Annotated in this window: 30 protein-coding genes; 11 read left to right on the forward strand and 19 right to left on the reverse strand. The window is 69.0% G+C overall.

Features of this window, described 5'->3' with window-relative positions; translation table 11 throughout:
• Positions 1–13 precede the first annotated feature (13 nt).
• The 3 genes from ACH413_RS05990 to ACH413_RS06000 are packed head-to-tail and all read left to right on the forward strand — an operon-like array spanning position 14 to position 1,575.
• The gene (locus ACH413_RS05990) at positions 14–391 is read left to right on the forward strand and encodes a hypothetical protein (protein ID WP_360036651.1); all 378 of its coding nucleotides are present in this window, start codon (positions 14–16) and stop codon (positions 389–391) included.
• Positions 392–445: 54 nt separating this feature from the next.
• Positions 446–1,042 carry a thioredoxin domain-containing protein gene (locus tag ACH413_RS05995; protein ID WP_360036654.1) on the forward strand — a complete coding sequence of 199 codons (597 nt, stop codon included), beginning with the start codon at positions 446–448 and terminating at the stop codon, positions 1,040–1,042.
• Complete coding sequence (locus ACH413_RS06000) at positions 1,039–1,575, forward strand: vitamin K epoxide reductase family protein (RefSeq protein WP_360036657.1); 537 nt, start codon at positions 1,039–1,041, stop codon at positions 1,573–1,575. The genes ACH413_RS05995 and ACH413_RS06000 overlap by 4 nt, the downstream gene beginning before the upstream one ends.
• On the opposite strand, the gene ACH413_RS06005 is transcribed toward ACH413_RS06000, so the two are convergent.
• The 3 genes from ACH413_RS06005 to ACH413_RS06015 are packed head-to-tail and all read right to left on the reverse strand — an operon-like array spanning position 1,572 to position 4,813.
• Complete coding sequence (locus tag ACH413_RS06005; protein ID WP_360036660.1) at positions 1,572–3,479, reverse strand: PIG-L family deacetylase; 1,908 nt, start codon at positions 3,477–3,479, stop codon at positions 1,572–1,574. The two genes, ACH413_RS06000 and ACH413_RS06005, sit on opposite strands and share 4 nt — an antisense overlap.
• A gap of 54 nt (positions 3,480–3,533) precedes the next feature.
• A complete protein-coding gene (locus tag ACH413_RS06010) occupies positions 3,534–4,079 on the reverse strand; it encodes an HAD-IA family hydrolase (RefSeq protein ID WP_360036663.1) in 546 nt (181 codons plus the stop codon).
• Positions 4,076–4,813: a DeoR/GlpR family DNA-binding transcription regulator gene (locus tag ACH413_RS06015; protein WP_360036666.1), complete on the reverse strand. Its 738-nt coding sequence runs from the start codon at positions 4,811–4,813 to the stop codon at positions 4,076–4,078. Before ACH413_RS06015 ends, ACH413_RS06010 begins: the two co-directional genes overlap by 4 nt.
• 75 nt (positions 4,814–4,888) lie before the next feature.
• On the opposite strand from ACH413_RS06015, the gene ACH413_RS06020 reads away from it, so the two are divergent.
• From ACH413_RS06020 to ACH413_RS06040, 5 genes are read left to right on the forward strand one after another with little or no spacing between them, the layout of a single operon-like run.
• Positions 4,889–6,049 (forward strand): MFS transporter, encoded by a 1,161-nt coding sequence (locus ACH413_RS06020; RefSeq protein ID WP_360036669.1) that lies wholly within the window; start codon positions 4,889–4,891, stop codon positions 6,047–6,049.
• 10 nt (positions 6,050–6,059) lie between these two features.
• The gene (locus ACH413_RS06025; protein WP_360036672.1) at positions 6,060–6,731 is read left to right on the forward strand and encodes an RraA family protein; all 672 of its coding nucleotides are present in this window, start codon (positions 6,060–6,062) and stop codon (positions 6,729–6,731) included.
• A gap of 4 nt (positions 6,732–6,735) precedes the next feature.
• A complete protein-coding gene (locus tag ACH413_RS06030) occupies positions 6,736–7,302 on the forward strand; it encodes a TIGR03086 family metal-binding protein (RefSeq protein WP_360036675.1) in 567 nt (188 codons plus the stop codon).
• 46 nt (positions 7,303–7,348) lie between these two features.
• The gene (locus ACH413_RS06035) at positions 7,349–7,747 is read left to right on the forward strand and encodes a VOC family protein (RefSeq protein WP_360036678.1); all 399 of its coding nucleotides are present in this window, start codon (positions 7,349–7,351) and stop codon (positions 7,745–7,747) included.
• 5 nt (positions 7,748–7,752) lie between these two features.
• Complete coding sequence (locus ACH413_RS06040) at positions 7,753–8,163, forward strand: YciI family protein (protein WP_245822381.1); 411 nt, start codon at positions 7,753–7,755, stop codon at positions 8,161–8,163.
• 36 nt (positions 8,164–8,199) lie between these two features.
• On the opposite strand, the gene ACH413_RS06045 is transcribed toward ACH413_RS06040, so the two are convergent.
• The 3 genes from ACH413_RS06045 to ACH413_RS06055 form a co-directional block, all read right to left on the reverse strand.
• Positions 8,200–11,259: a S8 family serine peptidase gene (locus tag ACH413_RS06045; RefSeq protein WP_360036681.1), complete on the reverse strand. Its 3,060-nt coding sequence runs from the start codon at positions 11,257–11,259 to the stop codon at positions 8,200–8,202.
• A 188-nt stretch (positions 11,260–11,447) separates the two neighbouring features.
• Positions 11,448–12,140 (reverse strand): aspartate/glutamate racemase family protein, encoded by a 693-nt coding sequence (locus ACH413_RS06050; protein WP_360036684.1) that lies wholly within the window; start codon positions 12,138–12,140, stop codon positions 11,448–11,450.
• Between the two features lie 8 nt (positions 12,141–12,148).
• A complete protein-coding gene (locus ACH413_RS06055; RefSeq protein ID WP_360036687.1) occupies positions 12,149–12,703 on the reverse strand; it encodes a TIGR03086 family metal-binding protein in 555 nt (184 codons plus the stop codon).
• A 66-nt stretch (positions 12,704–12,769) separates the two neighbouring features.
• Between ACH413_RS06055 and ACH413_RS06060 the strand changes: the two genes are divergently transcribed.
• Positions 12,770–13,540: an AraC family transcriptional regulator gene (locus ACH413_RS06060; protein WP_360036690.1), complete on the forward strand. Its 771-nt coding sequence runs from the start codon at positions 12,770–12,772 to the stop codon at positions 13,538–13,540.
• On the opposite strand, the gene ACH413_RS06065 is transcribed toward ACH413_RS06060, so the two are convergent.
• Positions 13,533–13,955 carry a VOC family protein gene (locus tag ACH413_RS06065; RefSeq protein WP_360036693.1) on the reverse strand — a complete coding sequence of 141 codons (423 nt, stop codon included), beginning with the start codon at positions 13,953–13,955 and terminating at the stop codon, positions 13,533–13,535. The two genes, ACH413_RS06060 and ACH413_RS06065, sit on opposite strands and share 8 nt — an antisense overlap.
• Positions 13,956–14,078: 123 nt before the next feature.
• On the opposite strand from ACH413_RS06065, the gene ACH413_RS06070 reads away from it, so the two are divergent.
• Positions 14,079–14,669, forward strand: coding sequence for a LysE family translocator (locus tag ACH413_RS06070; RefSeq protein ID WP_360036696.1), 591 nt, complete (start codon positions 14,079–14,081; stop codon positions 14,667–14,669).
• Here ACH413_RS06070 and ACH413_RS06075 read toward each other — a convergent pair.
• The 7 genes from ACH413_RS06075 to ACH413_RS06105 all read right to left on the reverse strand — a co-directional run bounded on the left by ACH413_RS06075 (position 14,655) and on the right by ACH413_RS06105 (position 20,264).
• Positions 14,655–15,395, reverse strand: coding sequence for a hypothetical protein (locus ACH413_RS06075; protein WP_360036699.1), 741 nt, complete (start codon positions 15,393–15,395; stop codon positions 14,655–14,657). The two genes, ACH413_RS06070 and ACH413_RS06075, sit on opposite strands and share 15 nt — an antisense overlap.
• A 39-nt stretch (positions 15,396–15,434) precedes the next feature.
• Entirely contained in the window at positions 15,435–16,679 is a 1,245-nt protein-coding gene (locus tag ACH413_RS06080) for an RNA polymerase sigma factor (protein ID WP_360036702.1), read from the reverse strand.
• A gap of 7 nt (positions 16,680–16,686) precedes the next feature.
• On the reverse strand, positions 16,687–16,917 hold the full coding sequence (locus ACH413_RS06085) for a hypothetical protein (protein ID WP_360036704.1): 231 nt from the start codon (positions 16,915–16,917) through the stop codon (positions 16,687–16,689).
• Between the two features lie 63 nt (positions 16,918–16,980).
• Positions 16,981–17,817 (reverse strand): NAD(P)H-binding protein, encoded by an 837-nt coding sequence (locus ACH413_RS06090; RefSeq protein ID WP_360036707.1) that lies wholly within the window; start codon positions 17,815–17,817, stop codon positions 16,981–16,983.
• Positions 17,814–18,569, reverse strand: coding sequence for a TetR/AcrR family transcriptional regulator C-terminal domain-containing protein (locus ACH413_RS06095; protein WP_360036709.1), 756 nt, complete (start codon positions 18,567–18,569; stop codon positions 17,814–17,816). The genes ACH413_RS06090 and ACH413_RS06095 overlap by 4 nt, the downstream gene beginning before the upstream one ends.
• Before the next feature lie 65 nt (positions 18,570–18,634).
• A complete protein-coding gene (locus ACH413_RS06100; protein WP_360036712.1) occupies positions 18,635–19,285 on the reverse strand; it encodes an SGNH/GDSL hydrolase family protein in 651 nt (216 codons plus the stop codon).
• 79 nt (positions 19,286–19,364) lie between these two features.
• Positions 19,365–20,264, reverse strand: a complete 900-nt coding sequence (locus tag ACH413_RS06105) for an alpha/beta hydrolase (RefSeq protein ID WP_360036714.1) — start codon at positions 20,262–20,264, stop codon at positions 19,365–19,367.
• 84 nt (positions 20,265–20,348) lie between these two features.
• Between ACH413_RS06105 and ACH413_RS06110 the strand changes: the two genes are divergently transcribed.
• Complete coding sequence (locus ACH413_RS06110) at positions 20,349–20,918, forward strand: TetR/AcrR family transcriptional regulator (RefSeq protein ID WP_360036717.1); 570 nt, start codon at positions 20,349–20,351, stop codon at positions 20,916–20,918.
• On the opposite strand, the gene ACH413_RS06115 is transcribed toward ACH413_RS06110, so the two are convergent.
• The 5 genes from ACH413_RS06115 to ACH413_RS06135 form a co-directional block, all read right to left on the reverse strand.
• On the reverse strand, positions 20,911–21,588 hold the full coding sequence (locus ACH413_RS06115) for a hypothetical protein (RefSeq protein WP_360036720.1): 678 nt from the start codon (positions 21,586–21,588) through the stop codon (positions 20,911–20,913). The genes ACH413_RS06110 and ACH413_RS06115 overlap by 8 nt on opposite strands.
• A gap of 87 nt (positions 21,589–21,675) precedes the next feature.
• A complete protein-coding gene (locus tag ACH413_RS06120; RefSeq protein WP_093602956.1) occupies positions 21,676–22,185 on the reverse strand; it encodes a general stress protein in 510 nt (169 codons plus the stop codon).
• Positions 22,186–22,222: 37 nt separating this feature from the next.
• Positions 22,223–22,999 carry an arylamine N-acetyltransferase gene (locus ACH413_RS06125; RefSeq protein ID WP_360036723.1) on the reverse strand — a complete coding sequence of 259 codons (777 nt, stop codon included), beginning with the start codon at positions 22,997–22,999 and terminating at the stop codon, positions 22,223–22,225.
• Complete coding sequence (locus tag ACH413_RS06130; RefSeq protein WP_360036726.1) at positions 22,977–23,486, reverse strand: GNAT family N-acetyltransferase; 510 nt, start codon at positions 23,484–23,486, stop codon at positions 22,977–22,979. The genes ACH413_RS06125 and ACH413_RS06130 overlap by 23 nt, the downstream gene beginning before the upstream one ends.
• Entirely contained in the window at positions 23,468–25,078 is a 1,611-nt protein-coding gene (locus ACH413_RS06135) for an MFS transporter (protein ID WP_360037267.1), read from the reverse strand. Before ACH413_RS06135 ends, ACH413_RS06130 begins: the two co-directional genes overlap by 19 nt.
• Between the last annotated feature and the right edge of the window lie 48 nt (positions 25,079–25,126).

A 25,126-nucleotide genomic window follows, 5' to 3' on the forward strand; every position in this document is an offset into this window, starting at 1 on the left:
TACTCTGGATCACGTGCCTGGCACCCGCAGCTCGCGAACCCGCGCGTATCTCGCGCGGGTTTTCGCCGTGCTGGCGCTGGTCGCCGGGGTCGCGATGATGCAGGGCACCCCGTGCGAGACGGAGTTCGCCTGGACCGCGCAGTGCCCGACGTCCGCCACGTCCGCGCTGACCTACGTGGTCGACGACGTGGACGCGGGCTCGTCGTTGCTGGACGGGATCCTCGTCGCCGGGTGCTGCCTGGTGGTGGCGCTGGCCGTGCTGATCGGGTTCGCCGTGGCGCGGCGGTCCGGTTCGTTCGCACTGCTGGCGGTGCGTCTGCCCTCTGTGCTGTCTCCCCCTTCACGTCGGCTGGAAGTGCGGCTGGCGCAGCTCTGCGTGCTGCGCGCCTAGACCGAACCCGTTCTTCGGTTCGGTCCATCCCGCCTTCGTGGAGGTTTCTTCGTCATGTCCAAGAACGCTCGTCTGTCCCTGATCATCGTCGCCGTCGTGGCGGTCGTGGTGTCCGGCTTCTTCCTGTTCAGCCGCAACGACACCACCGCGGCGCCGCAGTCCGCCGACGGCAGGGTGACCGTCGTCGAGTACCTCGACCTCGAGTGCCCGTCGTGCCGCGCCGCCTACCCCGGCGTGGAGAGGCTGAAGACCGAGTACGGCGACCGCGTGACGTTCGACGTGCGGCACTTCCCGATTCCCAGCCACCGCAACGCCGAGCTCGCGGCCGTCGCGGTCGAGGCAGCCGGGGCGCAGGGCAAGCGCGACGACATGTTCCGGCTGATGTTCGACTCGCAGCAGGAGTGGGGCGGGCAGCAGACGTCGCAGCGCGCGGTGTTCAGCGGGTTCGCCCAGCAGCTCGGGCTCGACGCGGCCGCGTTCGAGAAGGCGCTGGACGACCCGGCGCTCAAGGAAAAGGTTCTGGCCCAGCGCACGGAGGGTGGCAAGGCCGGGGTGACGGGCACGCCGACGTTCTTCATCAACGGCACCAAGTTCACCGGCGCCCCCACCTACGACGGCCTCAAGGCAGCGATCGAGAAGGTGCGGTCGTGAACCGGATCGTCGCCTGGGTGCTGGCGGTCGGCGGGTTCGTCGGACTCGTCGCGTCGTTCGTCCTCACGATCGAGAAGATCGCGCTGCTCAAGGACCCCTTCTACGTGCCGACGTGCAGCATCAACCCGGTGCTGAGCTGCGGCTCGATCATGAAGACCGCGCAGGCCGAGGTGTTCGGGTTCCCGAACCCGCTGATCGGCGTCGCGGGCTTCGCGGTGGTGACGACGCTCGGCGTGCTGCTGGTCGCCGGGGTGTCGTTGCCGTCGTGGGTGTGGATCGGGTTGCAGGTCGGGGTCACGTTCGGCGTGCTGTTCGTGCACTGGCTGATGTTCCAGTCGCTGTACGAGATCGGCGCGCTGTGCCCGTACTGCATGGTCGTGTGGGCGGTGATGATCCCGATCTTCTGGTACACGACGCTGCGCAACATCCGGCCGGCGTTCCAGTTCCACAGCGTCGTGCTGATCCTGTGGTACCTGGTGATCGCGGCCGGAGTGTTGCAGGCGTTCTGGTTCTACTGGTCGTCGCTGGTCTAGTTCCCGGCCACGACCCAGTCGCCGAACGGCGCGTCGGGGCCGACCGCCGTCTGCACGCGGTACCGCAGGCGCATGTCGGCTCCGAGGATGAACACACGCACGAGTCCCTGTGCGTCGACCACGGCTGATGGACCGACTTCGACGTAACCGCCGAGGTCGGTCCACGGCGTGAAGTTCCCGGCCGCGTCCTGACGCACGACGCTCAGGCCGTAGTCGTTGTTGCGGGCGAACGCCAGCGTGCGGCCGCCGGAGGTCACGGCGGCGATCGGGCCGAGGCCGCCCATGCCGCCGATGTTCTTCTGCGTCGTCTCCCAGGTGCCGTTCGGCGTCTGTTCGCGCAGCGTGCCGACGGAACCGTCGTTGGTGCGGCGGCTGAAGACCCGCACGCGGCTCGCGTCCAGTGCCACGCCGACGGAGGCCGAGCTTTCCGCGCCGGTCGTCAGGGCCTGGTAGATCGTGGAGCCGCCGACGTTCTGGTACCAGTGGAACGCCCGGCCGTTGCCGTCGCCGAACACGTGCATGCGACCGCCCGGCGCGGTGATGGCGGAGAGCTGGGACATCGCCTTGCCGTTGCCGCCGGTCGCGGTGGCCCAGGTGCTGTTGAAGCCGGTGCCCTCCTGCCACTTGTTGCCGAGCGTGCCGGACCTGTTGACGACGAACAGTTCCAGCAGGCCGTTCGACACGGCCAGCACCGGTGTCTGGTAGGCGGCCGAGGCGTTGTTGGGGTTGCCGAGCGAGGTCCAGGTGCCGAAGCTCTGCGCGCCGGCCGCGGTCTGGGTGCACGTGCGGATCGCGGCCGTGTCCAGGTCGAGGACGGCGAGCTGCAGGCGGTTGTCGCCGCGCATGGCCACCGCGACGCCCGGTGCGAACGAGCCGTTCAGCAGCGTGGTGGGGCCGACCCACGCGCCGCCGTTGGGCTGACGCCACCACATCAGCGAGTCGCCCGCGACGACGAACGCGTGGACGGTGCCGGAACTGTCCATCGTGGACCACTGCGGCGCGACCGGCCAACGCTCGTAGGAACGGGACAGGTTCACGTCGAACACGTCGCCGCTCAACGGGTCCTGCGCCTTGTACTTGTTGTACGCGGCTGTCTTCGGAGTGCGCAGCGCTGACGGCACGTTCGCCGGCGCCTGGCGGGTGTTGTAGCAGCGGTAGCGGACCAGCAGCGCGTACGGGCGCCCGGTCGGGCCCATGTACGACTTCACGGCCTTCTGCGCGAACTTCGCCGTGTGGATGTGGTCGAGGTGGTCCGGCATGCCGTTGGCGTAGCGCACGTCGTCGGGGAACGGGTCCTGGCAGCGCACGACCGTCGCCTGGAACTGCTGCAACAGTCCAACCAGGACGTTCACCACGTCGGCGTGCTTGTAGGTCTGCACGCGGTTGGCCGGGCTGCCGGTGGGGACGATCGTGCTGGTGCTGTACGAGGTGTTGGTCCAGAGGTTCTTGGTCGCGTCCTCGTGCAGGTCGTCACCGCCGTCGGGCAGGTTCAGGTAGATCAGCTGCACGGTCGGCTTGCCGTCGAGGGTGTTGACCTCGACTGTCTTGCCCGCGACGACCATCGCCGTGCGGGTCCACTGGCTCGCCACCCCGGCCAGCGACGCGTAGGCGTTGCGCTGGCCCTTGTGCAGCTCCGCGGACAACTGCTCGCGGGTCATGTCGTCGGTGCCGTTGAACTCGTCGGCCGTGAGGATGACCGTCCTCACCGGACAGCCCGACAGGATCGCGGGCTGGATGTCCGGGTTGATGAACAGCAGGTCGTCGTCTGAGTGCGCGATGATGTTCACGAAGCTCGCACCCGTTGGCGCTGCGGCATGTGCGGTGCCGGTGTTGATCCCGACCGCGGTCAGCGCGGCCGCGGCGCCGCTGGCCTTGAGGACTGTGCGTCTGCTGATCTTCGGCATTGGTCTGCCTCCCGCTGTTCCGATGCCCGGACTTCGGTCGGCAATGAATCTTTGTTACACGTGCGTCGTGCGGAGCAATTCGCGCAGTCCATCGATGCCGGTGAAGTGGTGTCCGCGCATCCCGGTCAGTTCGGCGGCCCGCACGTTCTCCAGCCGGTCGTCCACGAACAGGATGTCGTCGTCGCCCAGCGCGTCACGGCACCACTCGAAGGCCGCGCGTTCGGGCTTGGCGTGGCCGATGCGGCACGAGAACGCGCGCACCTCGAACAGGTCGAGCCACGCGTAGGTGCGTTCGAAGTTCTGCGCGTGGTCCTCGGGGATGTTGGACAGCAACGCGATGCGTGCGCCCGCGTTGTGCAGTTCGTGCAGCAGCGCGACCATCTCGTAGTCGACGCGGCTCCAGCTCTCGACGTCCTTCTCCACGAGCGGTGGGTGGCCCACGAGCGCCCAGTACTGCTCCGCCGTCACGTCGCCGCGGTCGTAGGCGGGCCGATGCGCCCAGTAGGCGTCCCAGAAGTCCGGGTCGGTGCTCATCGTGGCCATGACCTCGGGTGACTGGTCGCGGGCGATCACGCCGAACATGTCGAACAGGATGATCATGCCGTCACCACCGTGACACCCGCGGCGGTCAGGCCGTCGTCGCCGTCCGCGTCGGTGACCACGGCGTGCAGCGCGGAGACCGGGGCGACGTGGGCGAGGGCGGTGCGGGTCAGTTTCGAGGCGTCGACGGCGGCGATCACGCGCCGGGCCGAGGTGATGGCGGCTCGTTTCACCGAGGCGTCCTCCAGGTCGAAGGCGGTCAGGCCGTGTGCCGCGGACAGGCCGCAGCAGCCGATCACGGCGGTGTCGAAGCGCAGGGCTTGGAGCGAGGCCAAGGTCAGTGGGCCGGTGAGGGCAAGTTCACCCGGACGTGGACGGCCGCCGGGTACGAGAAGCGTGAGCGTCGTCGACGACGACAGCGCGTTCACGGCGTGCAGCGACAACGGCATGACGGTCACGCGTCTGTCGTGCAGCAGGCGGGCCACTTCGAGGCAGGTGGTGCCGCTGTCCAGGACGACGGACTCGCCGTCCGCGATCAGACCGGCCACGGCGGCGGCGATCCGGCGCTTGGCGTCCATGTTCTCGTCCGAACGCAGCGCGAACGGCGGTTCCTCGCCGCGCAGCAGCAGACTCCTGGCACCGCCCCGATAGCGTTCGAGAACGCCCTGAGCTGCGAGGACCTCCAGGTCGCGGCGGATGGTCATCTCGGAGGCGCCGGTCATCGTCGCCAGGTCCGCCACCCCGAGGGAGCCGGCGTCGCGGACCGCCTCGGTGATCTGCTTCAGTCGGGACACGGTCGTGATTGAACACGAGTGATGTTCGAAACTCAATCTTTCGAACATGCGGTCCGTTCGTTTAGCGTGCACCGTGTGAACGCTCTCAAGGCCGCGCGGGTGGCCACCTTCACGTACTTCGGGCTCAACGGGTTCCTGCTCGGTCTGTGGCTCGTGCACATCCCGACGGTCGAGGACCGCACGGGCATCAACCACGCCGAACTCGGCCGGTTGCTGCTCCTGCTCGGCCTGGGCGCGTTCATCGGCATGCGGCTCGGTGGCAAGTTCACCGACCGCGTGGGCGTGAAGCTGGTCGTGCCCGCCGCGGGCGTGTTCTGCAGCGTCACGGCCTTCCTGCCCGGTGTGGCCGTCAACCAGTGGACGCTCGGTGCGGCGCTGCTGATCTTCGGCATCGGCAACGGGCTGATCGACGTCAGCATGAACGCGCACGCCGTGGTCGTGGAACGGCACTACAAGCGTCCCGTCATGTCGGCGTTCCACGCGACGTGGTCCCTCGGCGGTGTCGCTGCCGCGTTGACCGGCGCACGCACGCTGAGCTGGGAACTCTCCCCCGCCATCACCCTCGGTGCCGCCGCCGTGCTCGGCGTCGTCGTCAGCCTGGTGACCGCGAGGCTGCTGCTCGACGAGAAGGAGGAGCAGCACGCCGCCGCGCAGACCGGCAAGCGCAAGGTGCCGCGCCGGATCTGGATCATGGCCGTGCTCGCCCTGCTGGTGATGCTGAGCGAGGGCGCGGCCAACGACTGGAGCGTGCTGCACCTGCAGGACGTCCTCGACGCCCCGCCGCAGATCGCGGCACTGGCCTACGGCGCGTTCGCCACGACGATGACCGTCGGACGGCTGCTCGCGGACCGGATCACCGCGAAGGTCGGCCCGGTGGCGGTGCTGCGCTGGGGTTCGGTGGTCGGCGCGGCGGGCATCGCGACCGCGGCGCTCTCGCCGTGGATCTGGCTCGCGCTGGTGGGCTGGGCGATCGCCGGCATCGGCCTGTCGGGCACCGTGCCGCAGCTCTTCAGCGCCGCCGGGCACGCGGAACCCGGCGCGGCGGGCGCCAACGTCTCGCGCGTGGCCGGGCTCGGCTACCTCGGCGTGCTGGCCGGACCGGCGGTGATCGGCTGGCTGACCCACGTCGTGCCGCTCAACATCGCGTTCCTGCTCCCGGTGGCGTTGTGCCTGGTCGCGGCCGCGTCGGCGAACGTTCTGCGGACCGATTCCGCCGAGGAGAAGGTCTCGGCGTAAGAATGCCCGCATGGATCTTGCCGAACTGGATCTCACCACCGCACATCTGGCCGACGCGTGCATCCGGGCGAACATCCCGGTCCGCACCGCCACGCTGACGCCGGTCATCCCCGGCTTGAGGACCTGCGGCCGCGTGCTGCCCGCCCGGCACGCGGGCAGCGTCGACATCTTCCTCGAGGCCATCGAACGCAGCGAGCCCGGCGACGTGCTGGTCGTCGACAACGACGGCCGCGCCGACGAGGCCTGCGTGGGCGACCTGATCGTCCTCGAGGCGCAGCAGGCCGGGCTCGCGGGCGTGGTCATCTGGGGACTGCACCGCGACACGCAGGACATTCGCGCGATCGGGCTGCCGGTGTTCAGCCTCGGCGCGAACCCCACGGGACCGTTGAGCCTGCGCGACCGTGCGCCCGAGGCTCTCTCGACGGCCGAGATCGACCAGTGGACCGTCACGTCCGACGACATCGTGTTCGGTGACGACGACGGCGTGCTGTTCGTGCCGGCCTCGAACGCGGAGGCGCTCATCGTGAAGGCGCGCGGCATCCGGGACGTCGAACGAGCGCAGGCGGACCGCGTGCGGCAGGGTGAGTCCCTGCGCAGCCAGCTGCGATTCAGCGAGTACCTGGCGAGCGGACGCACGTTCCGCGAACACCTGCGCGAGATCGGCGGCGCAGTCGAGGAGTGAGGCCATGATCGCGGAGAGGTACAGGGCTCGTGCGGAGGCGTTCGAGGCGAAGGTCGCGAACGTGCGCTCGGACCAGTGGGTCAACCAGTCGCCGTGTGCACAGTGGACGGCGCTTGAGGTCGTGGACCACGTCATCGACATGCACGGCGTGATGCTCGGCCATCAGATCCCACGCACCGAGGACCCGCTCACGGACTTCCGTGAGGCCCGCCGCCAGGTCCAGGAGGCGCTGGAGTCGGACCGTTCGCGCAGCGAGGTCTCCACGCCCGCCGGCCCGATGACGCTGGAAGAGCACGTCGACCAGGTCGTGAGCGACGACCTGGTGCTGCACGGCTGGGACCTCGCCCGCGCCACCGACCAGGACGAGACCATCCCCGCGACCGACGTGGAACGCCTCTGGGCCACCGCAACGGCCGTGCCCGCCGACCTGATGGAACGCTTCCGCACACCCGGCGCGTTCGGTCCCGGCATCGAGGTCTACGGCGCCGAGGTGAAGGTGCCGCAGGACGCTCCGCTGCAGGACAGGCTGCTCGGGTATGTGGGTCGAGACCCCATGTCGAAAAGTCTCTGAGCACTTCGACGGATCCGTGTAGGGCAGCCGCTGAGAGGAACGAATCATGGACTGGACCCTGGAAGTCATCGTCGTGCCGGTGTCGGATCTCGACCGGTCGAAGCAGTTCTACTCCGAGCAGCTCGGATTCAAGGTCGATCACGACACGACGTTCAACGAGGACACGCGGGTCCTGCAGCTCACCCCGCCCGGCTCCGGCTGCTCGATCGTGATGGGCAAGGGCATCGTCAAGGGCGAGCCGGGGTCGTTGAAGGGCGTGCAACTCGTCGTGTCGGACCTCGAGAAGGCCCGCGCGCAGCTCGTCGAACGCGGCGTCGAGGTCGGCGAGATCGTGCGCATGAACGAGGCAGACGGAGGGTCGTTCATCTTCTTCGACGACCCGGACGGCAACAGCTGGGCCGTGCAGGAGATCAAGGCCCGCGCTACCGGTGGGGAGTGGAAGTGAAGTACATGCTGGTCAGCTACGGCGGCAGCCAGGAGGACTGGGAAGGCCTGGCCGCCTGGTCCGACGAGGACATGCACCGCATGATCGCCTACATGCGCGACCTGGACGCCGAGCTGCGCGCGTCCGGTGAGCTGCTGCAGTCCGAGGGACTGAGCGGCCCGGCGCGGGCGTTCGTGGTGCGGGGCAGCGACGACGGCCCGGTCGTGGTCGACGGGCCGTTCGCCGAGTCCAAGGAGGTCATCGCCGGGTACTGGGTGGTCGACGTCGACAGCCAGGAACGGCTGCTCGAGATCGCCCGCAAGGCCTCGGCGTGCCCGGGGCCGGGCGGAAAGCTCCTGAACCAGCCGATCGAGGTGCACCCGATCATGAGCGCGCCCGACGTGGACCCGGAGACGCTGGCGCCGTACCAGAAGTAGCGGTGAGGGGCCGGGCGGACCCGGCCCCTCACGCGGTCACTTCAGGTCGTACGCGCGGATGATCGTCTGCTGGACGTCACCGCCCGCGTCCGCCGCCCGAGCCTTGAACGACACGTTCTTGGCTCCGTGCGGGTGGATCAGCGTGACCTGCCAGCCGGCGCGCGTCTTGCGCAGCGGCACCGGCTTCCACGTCTTGCCCTCGTCGTAGGACACCTGCACCGCCGGGTCCTTGATGTTCGTGACGGTGCCCGTTCCGTTGCGCTCCACCGTGATCGGCACGGTGACGACGCGTCCGGCGCGGTTGTGGTCGTCGAGCTGCGGCGTGAACCGCACGGCGAGCAGCGGCACCGGCTTGTACAGATCGCCGGCGACGAACTCGGAGTAGAACGACCAGTCGGCGGTGATCTTCGACGAGAACGAGTCGCGGGTCGCCTCGGTGTGCACCTGGTAGCGCTTCTTCTCCGCGGGCACGTTCGGGAGGTAGGCGTACCCGGCTTCCGGCTGGTCGGAGATGACCTTGCCGTCCATCGTCACGGTGGTGCGGCCGGTGCTCGGGCTGGCACCGGTCATGCCCTGGGCGCTGTGCACGGGCAGGTCGACGCGCAGCAGGTTGCCCACACGTCCCGCGAAGCGCACGTACCGCGGGTCGTTCGGCACGCCGGGGCCGTAGACGGCGCTGTTCCAGTGCTCGGTGACGGGCCTGCCGAGCTGGAAGACGCGCGGCTGGGCCGAGAACTGGTACCCGAGGCTCGGGTACTCGCCGACCTTCGTGAACTCCGTCAGCGAACCGGACCAGTCGACACCGGGCGTGTAGAACTCCTTGAGCCGCAACGGCAACGGACCAGAGGCGCCATTGTCGCGCTGGCCGACCGAACCCGGCACACGAGCGTGCGTCACCGAGTTGACGCGAGCCAGTTCACGGTCCTTGACGGAACGCTGGAGGTTCGCCGGCACGCGGGTCTTCTCGCTGATCCGCACGTGGTACTGGTACGGGCTGCCGTCGAACTTGCCGTTGGCGTCCGGCTTGGCCAGCACCGACTCGGCGTAGAACTCGAACTTCGGCCACGACGTCTTCGACGGTGCCACGCGGATCGAGTCGAAGCTGTTGAGGTACCAGGTCCCGCCGGTCTCACCCCAGTTAGCCTGCATGAGGAACCCGAGGCCCGCGCTCACGGCCTTGGCGTCCTTCTGCTCGATCGCGATGACCGGCTGGGTGGCCTGCCGTGCGTCGAACACGACCTCGGTGTTGCCGGTGACCTCGAACGCGGGCTCGGTCAGGATCGAGGTCAGGCCGTTCTTCGTCGGGTCGGGATCGCTGGTGTTGATCCTGCCGTCGAAGAAGAACTTGCCCTTGGGCAGTCGCTGCACGAGCGTGCCGGACGGGTCGTAGCGGAAGTACGCCTGCGCCACGTCGAGGTTCACGAACCGGTAGTCGTAGTACTGCGTCGGCGCGCCGTTGTGGTCGAGGAACGTCATCTTCACGTCGTAGCTCTCGACCTCCTTCACCACGCCGATCGGGACCCGCACGCCGTCGGACGACAGGACCACGGCGCCGTAGACACCGTCCGGCACGTTCGCCTTGGTGTCCGCAGTGACCGTGGCGTCCGCCGTGCCACCGGCGGGGATCGTCAGCTTCGCCGGCGAGACGCTGAACAGGCCGGCACCCGCGGGCTTCACGTCGGTGACGCTGAGGTCGAGCGTCACGGCGGACGTGCCGTTGTTGCGGTAGGTCAGCTTCTGGGTGATGGGCTTGTCGTCGTCGTGCGGCCACACCGCGGTGCCCAGCGAGAAGCTGCCGTGGTTCGTGGAGACCGACGCGGACACGGCGCGGCCGACGTCGAGACGTCCGGCGCCCTGCTCGTAGATGGTCAGCGACGGGTTGGGCTTGGCGCTGTTCATCAGCGCGGCCTTGATGTCCTCCGCCTTCCACGCCGGGTTCTTCGAGGCGAGGATCGCCGCGGCGCCCGCCACGTGCGGGGTCGCCATCGACGTGCCGGACAACGCGACGTGTCCCTCGTCGACGGGCGTGCCGATCTGGCCGTTCTTGGCCTTGGCGGCCACGATGTCGACGCCCGGCGCGGTGATGTCGGGCTTGACCGCGTTGTTCACCCAGCGCGGGCCGCGCGAGGAGAACTCGGCGAGCGTGTCGTCCCGGTTGACGGCGCCGACGGTGAGGGCCGCGTCGGCGGAGCCAGGTGAGCCGATGGGGCCACCGGAGTTGCCGGCGGCCACGACGAACAACGCGCCGGTCTGCTCGGTGATGCGGTTGAGCGCCAGCGACATCGGGTCGGTGCCCTCGTCCGGCCAGGAGCTGCCGAGGCTCATGTTGATGACCTTGGCCTTGGCCGCGGCCCACTCCATGCCGGCGATGATGTCGCTCTCGGAGCCGCCGCCGTAGTCGCCGAGCACCTTGCCGTTGACGAGCTTCGCGTCCGGTGCGATGCCCTTGTACTTGCCGTCACCGGTGACGGTCGACGCGACGTGCGTGCCGTGGCCGACGCGGTCGTCGGTGGTGTCGCTGTCGCTGAAGTTCTTGGACTCCACGACGGCCCCCGCGAGGTCCGGGTGGGTCTCGTCGACGCCGGTGTCGAGGATCGCGACGGTGACGTCCTTGCCGGTGAAGCCCTTCTCCCACGCCTGGGGCGCACCGACCTGCGCGGCGCTGCGGTCCAGTGACGCGGTGACCTTGCCGTCCAGCCAGATCCTGCCGGTGCCCGCCGCCCGAGCGTCGGCCCAGAACGAGCCGTTCTTGTCGACCTTGATCGCCCGAGCGTCGATGCTCGGCAACGACTCGGCGTTCGCCGCGCTGATCCCCTGCCCCTGCACGATCAGCGGAAGCGTCCTGCTCGACGCGTCGTCGTAGCCGGATCTGGCCAGCAGCGAGACGTCGAACAACCGCGCGTCCAGCTCGCCGGTGTTGAGCCGGTGCTGGGCGTCGAGCGGGACGACGTGCAGGTCGCCGCGCGGGTCCTTGAAGCTGCGGAACCCGACGGTCTCCCTGCCCTGCGCCGCCCTGGCGTGGACCTTGCCGTTGGTGACGGTGACCTCGTCACCGGTGATGAGCGTGACCTTCGTGGTCAGCCCGTCGGCACGCACCTCTTGCTCCTGTGGCGCCGCCGAAACAGGAACGGCTGCCGTGGCGGCAACCACGACAGCCGTCAGCCCGGCAGCGATGTGTGATCGTTTCAAGCGAACTCCCCTTAGTTCACCGAGGAGGGAATAGCCCTCAGTGACTAAGACACTCCGCACGGTTGCGGCGTTGCTGGGTGGTCCGCATCACATGTTCACAGATTTGCCTGGATTGCCCGTTCGACGGCCGCCTCGACGTGCAGGCGGGTGGTCGGGAACACCGGAATCTCCACGTCAGCCTGGGAGATCAGCAGTTCGATCTCGGTGCAGCCGAGGATGACTCCCTCCGCCCCTTCCATCCGTGCGATCACGTCTTGATAGGCGCGGCGGGACTGCTCGCGGACGATGCCGAGGCACAGCTCGTCGTAGATGATCCGGTGCACGGTCGCGCGGTCCTCGGCGGACGGCACCAGGACCTTCAGGCCGTGCGACTCCAGGCGTTCGCGGTAGAACTGCTGGTCCATGGTGAAGCCGGTGCCGAGCAGGCCGACCGTGGTGAAGCCGGCCTGCCTGATGGCCTGTGCGGTCGTGTCGCCGAGGTGGATCACCGGGATGTCGACGGCCGCCTGGACCTGGTCGAACACCTTGTGCATGGTGTTGGTGCAGATCAGCAGGAAGTCGGCGCCGCCGGCCTGCACCTGTGCGGCGGCCTCGGCGAGCGCCTTGCCCGCGTCGTCCCAGCGGCCCTCGACCTGCATGCGTTCGATCTCGGCGAAGTCGACGGAGTGCAGCACGACCTTCGCGGAGTGCAGGCCGCCGAGCCGTTCACGTACGAGCACGTTCGCCAGCCGGTAGTACTCCGCGCTGCTTTCCCAGCTCATTCCGCCCAGCATCCCGATCGTCAGCATGCGACCAGTCAAGCACTCCAGCGCGGGTCACGGCCGGTGGTGGCCAGCAGCCGCTCGAACGGCGACGCGTCCGCGGGTGCCTCGACCGGTGCCTTGAACACGTTCATCTCGATGGCCATCGGGCCCATCTGGTTCACCAGGCCCTCGACCTCGGTGAACACCTCGGGGTCCGGCTCGAAGCGCTGGCCGGTGGCCTGGGCGAGGTCGGAGACGTGGATGGTGAGGTCGAGCAGCACCAGGCCGCCGACGACGGTGGCGGGCATCTGCATGTTGCCGGCGATGCCCTCGGTCGCGCCGGGCTGACCCCAGGCCTCGACGAGCTTCGCGGACTCGGCGGGGTACTGCGCACGCCAGTCCGGGTAGGACGGCGTGTGGCTGAAGTCGGCGTCCTGCTTCGCGGCGAGTTTCTGGAACTCCACGACGACGTGCAGCAGGTGGTCGAGCAGGGCGCGGACGTCGTAGTCGGCGCACGGGGTGGGCTTGGACAGGTCGTCGTCGGTGATGTTCGCGATGACGGGCAGTGCGTGGTCGCGGGCTCGGTCGAGCAGAACGCTGAGCTTCATGGTGGTGAGCCTATTTTCGTGCGTCTCGCCGCTCTTGAAGAAACGCGCCAACCTAGGATTCCTGCTGTGCAGGGGCCACGTCGGGACACGCGGGGGATCATCGACGCACGGGAGCTTTTCGCCCGCGTGCGGTTTCGCCGCCGTATGCCGTGCGTGGAGTTGCGGCCGTACCTGGAGCACTACTGGCTGATCGACGGTGAGCTGGACGCGCCGTACACCTCGCACGTCGTGCCGCATCCGTCCGTGAACGTCGTCTTCGAGCGCGGTTTCGCCCAGCCGGAGATCGCCGGGGTGGGACTGGGGCTGTTCAGCCGCGTGCTGGACGGGCGGATCCGGGTGGCGGGCGTGCAGTTCCGGCCGGGAGGGTTCCGGCCGTTCCGCGCCGAGCCGGTGTCGGAGTGGACCGGGCGGCACGTGCGGCTCGACGCTCCGTCGTCGCTGGTGCTGGACGTGGAGGACGAGGACGACCGGGTGGCCGCGCTCGACGCGTTCCTGCTGTCGATGGGACCCGTGCCCGATCCGCAGGCGACGCTGGCGATGGACCTGGTCCAACGGATCCGGGACGACCGGGAGATCCGGCGGGTCGCGGACTTCGCGCGGGACTGCGGTGTCGCGGTCCGCACGATGCAACGGCTGTTCGCGGACTACGTCGGAGTGAGCCCGAAGTGGGTCATCCTGCGGTACCGCATCCACGAGGCGCTGGAACGCGCCGAGTCGGACGTGGAGTGGGCGCATCTGGCCGCTGACCTCGGGTACAGCGACCAGGCCCACCTCGTCCGGGACTTCACGCAGACCGTGGGCGTCTCCCCCACGGCGTACGCGCGGGCCCTTAACTGAAGTACTCGCACAGCTCGACGAGGATCCCCTCGGGACCGCGGACGTAGCAGGTCCGGAGCATGTTCTCGTAGGTCTCGACGTTCCTGACCAGCTCCGCGCCGTGCGGCTTGAGGCGGGCGAGGGTGGCGTCCAGGTCGTCGATGACGAACGCGATGTGCCGCAGCCCCAGGGCGTTGATGGGCGCGTGCGAGCTGCCGTCGATGCTCTGCGGGGTCTGGAACTGGCTGACCTCGATCCGGTACTGGTCGTCCGGCGTCTTCAGCATGGCGATGTCGCTGCTGGAGCCGTCGAGCCCGATGACGCCGTCGACGAAGTCGCCCTCCATGTGCGCCTTGCCTTCGAGCTCCATGCCGAGCGCCTCGAAGAACGCGACGGCGGCCGCGAGGTCGGTGACGGTCATTCCCACGTGGTGCATGCTCTTGATGCTCATGCCCCTGGGACGGAGCCGTTCACCGATCCTCGACATGGAAAGTGGTCCAACTTCACGGGCAGTTTGTGGCTCTCCTGCCTGGACCGCTTTGGCGGCAGAGTCGTCGGCATGAGCCTCGCATTCCTGATCACGACGTTGATCGCGGTCGCCACGCCCGGCACCGGTGTGCTGTACACGCTGTCCGCCGGTCTCGCGCACGGCCGCAAGGCGAGCGTGGTCGCCGCGTTCGGCTGCACGCTGGGAATCGTGCCGCACGTGCTGGCCACGGTGACGGGGTTGGCGGCGCTGCTGCACGCGAGCGCGTTGGCGTTCGAGATCGTGAAGTACCTCGGTGTCGCGTACCTGGTCTACCTGGCGTGGGCGACGTTGCGGGACAAGAGCGACCTGGTCGTGGACACCGCGGCCGCACCGGCGTCGGCGCGCAGGGTCGTGGTGTCGGCGGTGCTGATCAACCTGCTCAACCCGAAGCTGACGATCTTCTTCGTGGCGTTCCTGCCGCAGTTCGCGACCGGGTTCGGGCAGATGGTGACGCTGAGCGCGGTGTTCATGGCGCTGACGTTCGTGGTGTTCGCCGTCTACGGGGTGTTCGCGGCGTCGATGCGCGACCGGGTGCTGGCCCGGCCTCGGGTGGTGGTGTGGCTGCGCCGGTTCTTCGCGGCGTCGTTCGCGGCGCTGGGCCTGAAGCTAGCGCTGAGCTAGTGCCGCCTGGACGTCGGCGGCAGAGGGTTCGGTGTAGTCGATCGCCCCTGTCACGCCCGCGCCGACGTCCGTGCGTGAGGGACACGTGGCGTCAGTACTTCCGTCCACCCCACGGATTGCGATCGTCTGGCCGGTGCGAGCCTCACGCACTTCCAGTTCCCATCGGCCCTGGTAGAGCGTCGTCGTGACGGCCACCGCCTCAGGGACGTAGCCGTAGGGGCAGGGGGTCAGCAACCCGTTCGACCCGATCCTGGTCAGGCAGGCCACCTGCTGCACCGTGGACAGGTCCCACTCCCTCTCGACGGGCTGCAGGTCGAAGTCAGGTCTGTGCGAGAACCCGTCCCGGGTCTTCATGAGGACGCGGGTCACGCGCCGGTCGGCGGACAGTGGCGCCGATCCGGGGTGAGAAGTGCGTTCGGTGCACGCCCGGGCCAGGTCTGCCTCGTTCACGGGCAGGCCGCGGATCGCGTAGGAGACGAGCAGCGCGCCCAACACCACCGTCGTCATCCCGGCTGCGGCGGCGAACGTCGCGCCCGCCCTGCTCCAGGAGCTCCCCCGCAGCAACCGGTACAGGAGCATCAGGCTGATCAAGATGAAGGTGACGAACAGGTAGAACGGCCACAGCCGGGATCCGGCGGCCACCGCGATCACGACCGGCACCACGCTCAGCGAGACCAGGGTCAGCGCGCCGCCGTACACGTAGCCGTCGACCTTGTGCCTGTCCACGGCGGCACCGTAGCCAGGCCGGTCCGGGAGGGGTCCCGGTCAGCAGCTCGCGGCGCGTTCGAGCAGCAACGTCCGCTCACGTTCGTTGCGGGTGAGCCCCGCGGCCTTCTCGAACTCGGCCTTCGCCTCCGCGTTGCGGCCGAGCTTCACCAGGAAGTCGCCGCGCACGCTGGGCAGCAGGTGGTAGCCCTGCAACGCCTTCTCGCCCGCGATCTCGTCGACGAGTGCGAGGCCGGCGGCGGGCCCGAAGGCCATCGACAACGCCACCGCGCGGTTGAGCTCGACGATCGGGGACGGCGAGATGCCCGCCAGCACCTGGTAGAGGGTGGCGATGCGCTGCCAGTCCGTGTCCTCGGCCTTGCGCGCACGGCCGTGGCACGCGGCGAGAGCGGCCTGTACGTAGTAGGGGCCGGGTGGTTGGTTGAGGGCTTCGGCGCGTTCGAGGGCCTTGAGGCCACGGCCGATGAGCAGCCAGTCCCAACGACCTCGGTCCTGCTCCAGCAGCAGCACGGGTTCGCCGCCGGGGCCGGTGCGGGCCTTGGTGCGGGAGGCCTGGATCTCCATCAACGCGACCAGGCCGTGGACCTCGGCCTCCTTGGGCGCGAGTTCGGCGAGCACACGGCCGAGCCGCAGGGCTTCCGCGCAGAGTTCGGGGCGCAGCCAGTCGTCGCCCTGGGTGGCGGAGTAGCCCTCGTTGAAGATCAGGTAGATGACTTCGAGGACGGACGCGAGCCTGGTGGCGAGTTCGGGGCCTTCGGGGACCTCGAACGGCACGCCGGCGTCGGCCAGGGCCTTCTTGGCGCGCACGATGCGTTGCGCCACCGTCGCGTCGCTGACCAGGAACGCGCGGGCGATCTCCTCGGTCTTGAGGCCGCCGAGCATCTTGAGCGTCAAAGCGACCCGTGCCTCGGTGCCCAGGACCGGGTGGCAGGCGGTGAACATGAGGCTCAGGAGGTCGTCGCCGATCTCGTCCTCGATGCCGTCGCTGGCATCGGGCGTGGCCTCCTGGACGTCGCGGCCGATCTCCTCGACCTTGCGGTTGAAGTTCTCACGCCTGCGGATCTGGTCGATCGCGCGCCGCTTCGCCGTCGTCGTCAGCCACGCGCCGGGGTTCTTCGGCACGCCTTCGGCCGGCCACTGTTCCAGTGCCGCGACCAGCGCGTCCTGGGCCATCTCCTCGGCGAGTCCGACGTCGCGGGTGTACCGGGCCAGGGCGGCGATGACCTTCGCCGACTCCATCCGCCAGACCGCGTCGATGGTGCGATGCACCGAGGTAGCCCCCATGGGGGAATCAGACCACAGCCACCTGACGTATTTCCACGACGCACGCCGGAAGGCAGATGCGCCTGATCCGTTCGACCGCTTCCTCGCGGTCCCGCACGTCGATCAGCCAGTACCCCGACACCCCGTACGCGCCGGGATCGAGGTCCCCGGCGTCGAGCAGGACACCCGCGCGCACGAGCAACTCCCCGTGCCGTGCCGCCAACGGGATCGGGCTCCTGACGAACACCATGAACCGCACCGGGCCTCCTCGCTCGCCGTCTACCGGTACGTCGAACGAGGAGGCCCGGAATCGACGCGATGATCAGCCGCGGAAGTCGGCCGCGTGATCGCGCGCCCACCGCGCGAACGTCCGGTACGGCCTGCCGGTGAGCTTCTCGTAGTCCGGCGACACGACGAACTCGTAGTCGGAGAAGTCGTCGGCCTCCCCGCCCTCATAGCCGCCGAGGCCGAGGATGTAGCGGGCGATCTCCTCCGGCCAGCCGACGCTCACGTAGTAGGCGAGGGCCTCCTCGGTGGTGACATCGCGGAACGTCAGGTCACGGCCGATCGCGGCGCCGATGTCACGGGCCATGTCCCGCTGGGTGAGCCGCGGCGGCCCGGACAGGTCGTAGGCCCTGCCCGCGTGACCGTCCTCCTGCAGCACCCTGATCGCGGCGTCGGCGATGTCGGCCTCGTGGATGGGCTGGCCGAACCCGTCCGGTTCGGGGTGCACGATCGTGCCGTCCTCGCGGATCGACGGACCCCACAGGTCGATCTTGTTGGCCGCGAACTCGCCGGGCCGCAGGTGCGTCCACTCGGCGCCGGACGCCTCGACGGCCTGCTCGACGGGCAGGTGGTGACTGGTGTCGTAGCCGTAGGTCACCGCGCCCGAGGACAGCGTCACGATCCTGCGCACGCCCGCCCGCACCGCGCGTTCGACCACCTCCTGGGCGGTCGGCGGATGCACGAACAGGTAGAGCTTCTCGACGCCGTCGAACGGAATGCCGGCCGGGTCGTCGAGGTCGGCCTTCACCACCTCGACGTGGGCGGGGAAGTCCGCCTTGGCCGGGTCGCGGGTGATCGCCCGCACCGGGCCCGTGAGCCCTCTCACCACCAATCGGCCGACGTTGCCCGTCGCACCGGTCACCAGCGTCGTCATCGCATGCCCCCTTCGATGCCGTCCAGCAGTTTGTCGAGCCCGTAGTCGAACGAGCTGCGCATGTTGTCCGCGAGCGTGCCCTCGGTGTCGTAGGCGCCGGCGTTCCACAGCGCCGTCATGGCCGGGTAGCGCTCGACGTCGAAGTAGTCGTCCCAGAACACCTGCCGGGCGCCCCACCACGAGTCACCGGACTCACCGGTCACCGCCGCGAGCTGCTGATCGTCCACTTCGGACGCCGCCGCGCCGTGCACGAACCCCTCGACCGCGACGTGCGCGACGGTGACCTGCCTCGGTTCCAGTCCGGAGTCGGCGAGCGCGGCCAGCACGAACTCCTGGCCGTCCATCAGCCCCGGCCCCAGTGGCGGCCGCACCATCGACACGTCCCGCATCCACGGATGCGCCTGGTAGACCGCACGCGTGCGGTCGGCGTAGTGCTTGACGCGCTCACGCCAGGTGCCCTCGGCCGTGAGGTCGCGCTCCTGCAACACGGTGTCGGCCATGAGGTCGATCAGCTCGCCCTTGCCGGGCACGTGCGTGTAGAGCGACATCGTGCCGACGGCGAGTTCCTGCGCGACGCGGGCCATCGACATCGCGCCGAGCCCTTCGCGGTCGGCCACCGCGATCGCCGCGGTGACGATCTGGTCGACGCTCACCTTGGGCTTCCTGCCGACCGGCTTCGGCTCCTGCGGCGTGCGCCAGAGCAGCGCGAGCGTCCTGGCCGGGTCTCCCCCGCCGCTGCGTTCGGCGGCCATCCGTCCACCTCATTTCCGTAGGCCATACGGAAACAATACCGTACGCCCTACGGAAATGGATGGGCTCAGGCGACGAGCTCCAGCCACGCCTCCGCGAGAGCGCTGTGACCTGCGGCTGTGGGGTGCACACCGTCCTCGGCCCAGTGCTCCGGCGGCCTGCGCGCGGACAACTCGGTGAACAGGCGGTCGGCCTCCAGCAGCTCGGCGCCGAACTCGCGGGCGAGCGCGCGCACGACCCCGATCTTCGGTTCCAGGTCCTCGCGCCACTGCTTGCGCTCCTGCTCGCCGATCAGCATCCCGCCGGCCTCGACGACACCGTCGACCGGCAGGAGGAACGGCTCGACGAGGATCAGCCGGGTGTCGGCCAGGGGCGTGAGCAGACGGCGGTAGGTCGCGGCGAACTCCTCGGCGGAGACCGGCGGCGTGTCCGGGTCGAGCGTGTGGCCGCCGGCGTCGTTGATGCCGACGAGGATCGAGAGGACGTCGGGTCGTGCGTCGAGCACGTCGGTCTGCCAGCGGGCTTCGAGGTCGGCCGTGGTGTTGCCGCGGTAGCCGGTGTTCAGCCAGGTCAGGGGCCGGTCGGGGTGCTCGAAGCTCCACCGGCCCGCTACCTGCAGCGGGTAGGCGGCCCGGTCGTCGCCGTCCTGTCGCCAGAGGCCGGTGATCGAGTCGCCGGTGAACATCACGGTGCTCGCGGGGTTGAGGGTGATCGTCACACCGCAGACCCTGGCCGGGGCCGCTGACAGCCGACGCTCACCGCGCTGGCAGCCCGCTGGCGCTCCTTCCGCGAACGGGTCAGCCTGCTACCGGTTCGCCCCTGAGGAAGTCCCGCAGGATCTCGGCGAACCGCGCCGGCTGCTCCTCGGCCACGTAATGGCCGCAATCGTCGAGGACCACCTCGGTGACGTCGTCGGCCACCGGCCGCATCGTCGCGGCGACCAGCGCGCCGCTGTACCGCGCGCCGCCGACGGCGAGAACCGGCAGCGTCAGCCGGGTCTTCCGGCGATGCTCGTTCTGCGCGATCGTCTCGTCCAGCGCCCGGTAGTACCCGAAGCTCGCCCGCAGTCCGCGAGGATCCGCGACGATCGCGTCGACGTAGACGTCGACCGCGTACGCGGGGATCGCGTCCGGGGTGGCCGCCTTGGTGGCGAACTGGTGGCCGAAGAAGAGATGTTCCCGCCCCCGGACCAGTTCCTCGTTGAGGTCGGTGAGCCGGTTGAAGCCGAAGTGCCAGAGCCGCTGGCTGACCGCGGCCGGGCTGAAGACCGACGGAATCGGCGTGAGGCCGGGGATCACGGCGTCGACGACGGCGAGCCTGCCCACCCGTTCGGGGTGATCGGCGGCGAGGGCGTATCCGGTCCACATGCCGATGTCGTGGCCGGCCACGTCGAACCGGTCGTGCCCGAGCGCGGCCATCAACGCGACCAGATCGGCGGCCAGCGTGCCGGCGTCGTACCCGTCGTCGGGCTTGTCGGAGAGCCCGGCCCCGCGCGAGTCGACGGCGACGACGGTGTGCTCGCGGGCGAGCGCCGGCATCACTTCCCGCCAGGCGTACCAGGTCTGCGGCCACCCGCCGACCAGCAGCAGCGGCGGGCCCTCCCCGCCTGTGACGGCGTGCAGCCGCAGTCCGTCCAGCTGGACGAACTGGCTGACGAACACGTCGGTGAACCCGTCGGGCAGCCGCAGCGAACTCATCATGGAACGATCAGTACAACTTGTCATGGCGGCGACCCTACGCATGTTGGAACGATCGATGCAAGATGTGTAGGCTGATGAACCATGGTGGGCCGCAAGCAGTTCGACGTGGACGAGGCGCTCCGACGCGCGATGCACGTCTTCTGGCGCTGGGGCTATTCGGAGGCCTCGATCGATCGCCTCACCGAGGGCACCGGCCTGGGCAGGAGCTCGCTCTACAGCACTTTCGGCGACAAGAGCGCCCTCTTCCGGAAAAGCCTCGAGCGGTACGCGCAGACCTACCACCCGCTCTACGACCAGGCACTGTCCGGCCCGCACCCGAGCCCGAGCGCCGTCGTGGCCGCTTACCTTCAGGTCACCCTGAACCGCATCGCCGACCCGGAGGTCCCGGACGGCTGTCTACTCACGGTGTCGGCAACGCAGATCCCGGCCCTCGACGCGGAGGGCCAGGCGATGGTCCGCGCCATGATCGACGGTGTGCGGGCGATGCTGGAGCAGGCGTTGCTGGAGGCGGGGGCCGATGAGCGGGAGGCGGCGGAGCTGGCGTTGTGCACGCTGGCGGCGAACAAGTCCCTGGCGGTGCTGAGCCGGGCCGGCTTCTCGAGCGAAGACCTGGCAACCGTCGCCGCAGCCGCTGCCCGTACCTCTAGTTGACGTACCAGGTGACCTCGACCGCGTCGGAGGCGATCTTCTTCGACTCCGCGCACACCTCGTGCGTGAACACGAGCCCCGTGGCCCGGCACATCCGTTCCGGCGTCCGAACCGTGAACCCGCGCGACTCCAGATGCTCGCGCATCACCTCAGCAGCGCGATCTCCGGTCGCGGTCACCTCGCGCGAGCAGTTACCGGACCCGCAGTAGCCACTGCCTTCGGCGACGCGCAGCCCGGACGGCGCGGGCAGCACGCCCTCGTCACCGGGCTTGGCCTCCAGCTGACCGAGCAGGACGACCGCCGCGGCCAGGAATCCCACCAGGACCATCGTCACCAGTCCGAGGACACCGGTCGACACCCGCCGCAGGGCCGGCAGGCACACGACCGCCGCGATCACCGGGTAGAGCCAGTACACCTCGACCTCCGAGGGCACCAGCGATCCGGACCACCCGAGTCCGCGCGGCACCGCGAACCACACCAGCACAGCCAGCAGGACCAGCCCGACGGTCACCCCGGCTGTGCGCGACGGGGCCAGGAAGCACCAGATCAGGATCGGCACCACGCCGAACAGACTGGACGGCGCGTTCCACGGGAACGACCCCACGATCACGGCGGCGACGAGCAGCGCGGCCTTCCACCAGTGCAGCCGCGCCGTCTCCACCAGGTTGGACATGCCGCCAGTAAAGCGGAAACGCCGCCCCGAAGATCGGGACGGCGTTCCTCTGTGGTGGGAGCGAGTGTCAGGCTGCCAGCCGGGTGGTCATGACCGCCAGGCCAGCGTCGTCAGCATCTCCTTGCCGCGTTCGGCGCTGCGCGGGGCGCTGAGCACGTCGTACCGGCCGCCCACGAGCTGGGTGACCGAGGCGAAGTCACGACGCCCGCCGGTCGCCTTGTAGCGCACGGCCGCGCTCGCGAGGCCGAAGACCGTACCGAAGACGAGACCCGCGATGATCGGCGCGAGGGCGCCGCCGGTCGAGAAGAAACCGAGCAGCAGGCCGACGAACAGACCGAACCAGGCACCCGACGCGGCACCCGCGCCGAGGACGCGGCCCCAGGTCAGGCGGCCGGTCACGCGTTCGACGATCATCGGCTCGACGCCGACGATGGTGACGTCCGCGACCGGGAAGTCGTTGTCCGCCAGGTGGTCCACGGCCCGCTGGGCCTCTTCGTAGGTTCCGTAGGAACCGATGGGCCAGCCGGTGGGCGGAGTGGGCAGTGCGTTGACGCCCGTGGAATTTGCTCCCGTGGCGAACGGAGTCGCGGTGGTCATTTCCAACACCTCCGAATTGCGATCCCTACACCCGGTATTACGAACGCGGCCCCTCGGTTGTTCCCAAAGTTGAGCTGATGTGACTCAGCTCCCTGTCGGTAAGCGTGATGTCCAGCGATTCCAGTGTTTTTCCGAGGTCGTCGACCTGAGAATTCTCAGGTTTCTCGCCGGCGTGCTCGATGGTGAGCGTCGTTCCGACCAGTCGGCGGCTCAGCCCTGGTTCGAGGCGCATGACGACGAGCTGCCTGCTGAACGCCGACCGTTCGTGCTTGGCGACGTAGAAGTTGGCGGCCAGGTAGTCGACGGGGCGCTGTTCGACGTCGGGCTCGAACGCGTGCTGCAGGTCCCAGCCGTCCGCCGACTGCTTCTCCAGCACCCAGCGACCGTCCTCGTGGCGCAGGCGGTGCGGCCATCCGGCCTGGTCCACGATCGCGCCGTCGACGAGCGGCATCGGGTGCAGCATCCCGGCGCCGAACCCGACGTCGACGAGCTGGTCGTCGACCAGTGAGATGAAGTGCGTGCGCGGCGCGGTCATCACGCGGCTCATCCGCCTCCGGACGGAGTGTCCGAGCCGTTCCAGCACGGCCGTGAACAGCAGCTGGTGCTCGTAGCAATAGCCGCCACGGCGTCGTCCGAGCATCTTGTCCTGGATGTCGCCGAGGTCGAGTGACGGCACATGGCCGAGCATCACGTCGATGTTCTCGAACGGAATAGCGCGCACATGCGCCTCGTGCAACTCCGTCAGCGAACTCGACGCAGATGCTCCCGTGCGCGCGAAGTACGCGTCCAGGTCAACTAATTCCGTCTGCCACATGACTTTCCCCCTGAACTCGTAGCCACTCTTCTTTTGTCAGCGCGTACTCGACCTCTCCGTGTTCCGAGCCGGGCAGCGGGTCGGGGAAGTCGAGGTGGAAGGTGCGGACGTGCCGAAGCCCGCACTTCTCCATCACGCGCCGCGATCCGGCGTTGACGAACATCGTGGTGGCGACCACGCGCCGCACGTCGCCGGTGGTGAACCCGCGTTCGATCAGGGCCTTCCCGCCCTCGGTGGCGTAGCCGAGGCCCCAGAACTCGCGGTGCAGCCGGTAGCCGAGCTCGACCTCGCCGGTCCCCTTGAACTCGAACCAGCCGATGAACCGGCCGCTGTCCTTCTCGACGGCCGCGAGGAAGCCGTCGCCGAGGTAGTTCTCGACCGGGGCCGGGTCGAGGTACCGCATGACCTCGGGGTCGGCGTGCAGGGCGCGCAACGAGTCCACGTCGGACCGCGCGAGCGGGCGCAGCGTCAGTCGTTCCGTTTCCACGAAGAGATCTTGCCGCACTTGAGCGAGGCGAAGGCGGCCAGCAGGCACAGGACGATGGCGAAGCCGAACGCGATCGCGAGTCCCTGGGCGAACGGCCCGGAGATCAGACTCGGGAAGAACCCGCGCCCGGTGAGGAACGCGGCCTGGTCCGGTGGCAGCGTCGCGAGCTGGTCGCCCAGCAGTTGCTGGATCGGGTTGTAGCCGAGGAACGCCGCGAACAGCACGGCCACCGCGGGCAGCGCCGCGACCTGGGCCGCGGCCGCGGGAGCGACGCCGTGCTCGACCAGTCCGGTGCGCATCGCGCCGGGCAGGGACTGGGAGAACCCGACGATGATCAGGCTGAAGAAGAACCCGATGGACAGCACCATCGCGGTGTTCTGGAAGGTGGTCATCATGCCGCTGCCCGAGCCGCGGGCGTTGGCGGGCAACGAGTTCATGACCTCGGCGCGGTTGGGCGAGGAGAACATGCCCATGCCGATGCCGGTGAACACCAGGATCAGCGCGAACTGCCAGTACGGGAAGTCGACGGGCAGGGCGATGAGCAGCGCGAACGTCACCGCGGTCAGCACGTTGCCCGCGAACGCGAGCGCCCTGCTGCCCAGCCGGTCGGACAGGATGCCGGCGGTGGGCGCGGCGAGCAGGAACCCGACGGTCATCGGCAGCATGTAGATGCCCGCCCACAGCGGCGTCTCCTCGTAGGAGTAGCCGTGCAGCGGCAGCCAGATGCCCTGCAGCCAGATGATCAGGATGAACTGCAGCCCGCCGCGGCCGAGCGCCGAGGCGAAGTTCGCGATGTTGCCCCAGGTGAAGGACGGCAGCCGGAACAGGTGCAGGTCGAACAGCGGGTTGGGCACGCGGTGCTCGATCACGACGAACGCCGCCAGCACCGCGAGCCCGCCGATCAGGCAGGTCAGCACGAACGGGCTGGTCCAGCCGGTCTGGGAGGTGCCGTGCGGCTGGATGCCGTAGGTGATCCCGACCAGCAGGACGATCAGGCCGACGCCGAAGGTGATGTTGCCCCACCAGTCCATCTCGGCGTGGCGGCGTTCGCCGGTGTCGTGCAGCTTCAGGTAGGCCCAGACCGTGCCGAACAGGCCGAACGGCACGGAGACGATGAAGATCAGGTTCCAGTTGACCGGTGCCAGCAGACCGCCGACCACCAGGCCGAGGAACGACCCGGCGATCGCGGCGACGCCGTTGATGCCCAGGGCCATGCCGCGCTGGGTGACCGGGAAGGCGTCCGCGAGGATCGCCGAGGAGTTCGCCATCAGGAACGCCCCGCCGACGCCCTGCACGATCCGCCAGCCGATCAGCCACAGCGCGGCGGCGTCACCGTCGAACCAGGTGATCGCGAGCATCACCGAGGAGAACGTGAAGATCGCGAAGCCCAGGTTGTACATGCGGGCCCGGCCGTACATGTCCCCCAGCCGCCCGAAGCTGACCACGAGCACCGCCGTGACGACCAGGAAGCCCATGATCATCCACAGCAGGTAGCCGGTGTTGGCCGGGTCGAGCGGGTTGATCGCGATGCCCTTGAAGATGTCGGGCAACGCGATCAGCACGATGGAGGAGTTGATCGTGGCGATGAGCATGCCCAGCGTGGTGTTGGACAGCGCGATCCACTTGTACCCGGCCGGAGC

The sequence above is a fragment of the Lentzea sp. NPDC020367 genome (assembly GCF_044387305.1).
Classification (GTDB): Bacteria; Actinomycetota; Actinomycetes; order Mycobacteriales; family Pseudonocardiaceae; genus Lentzea.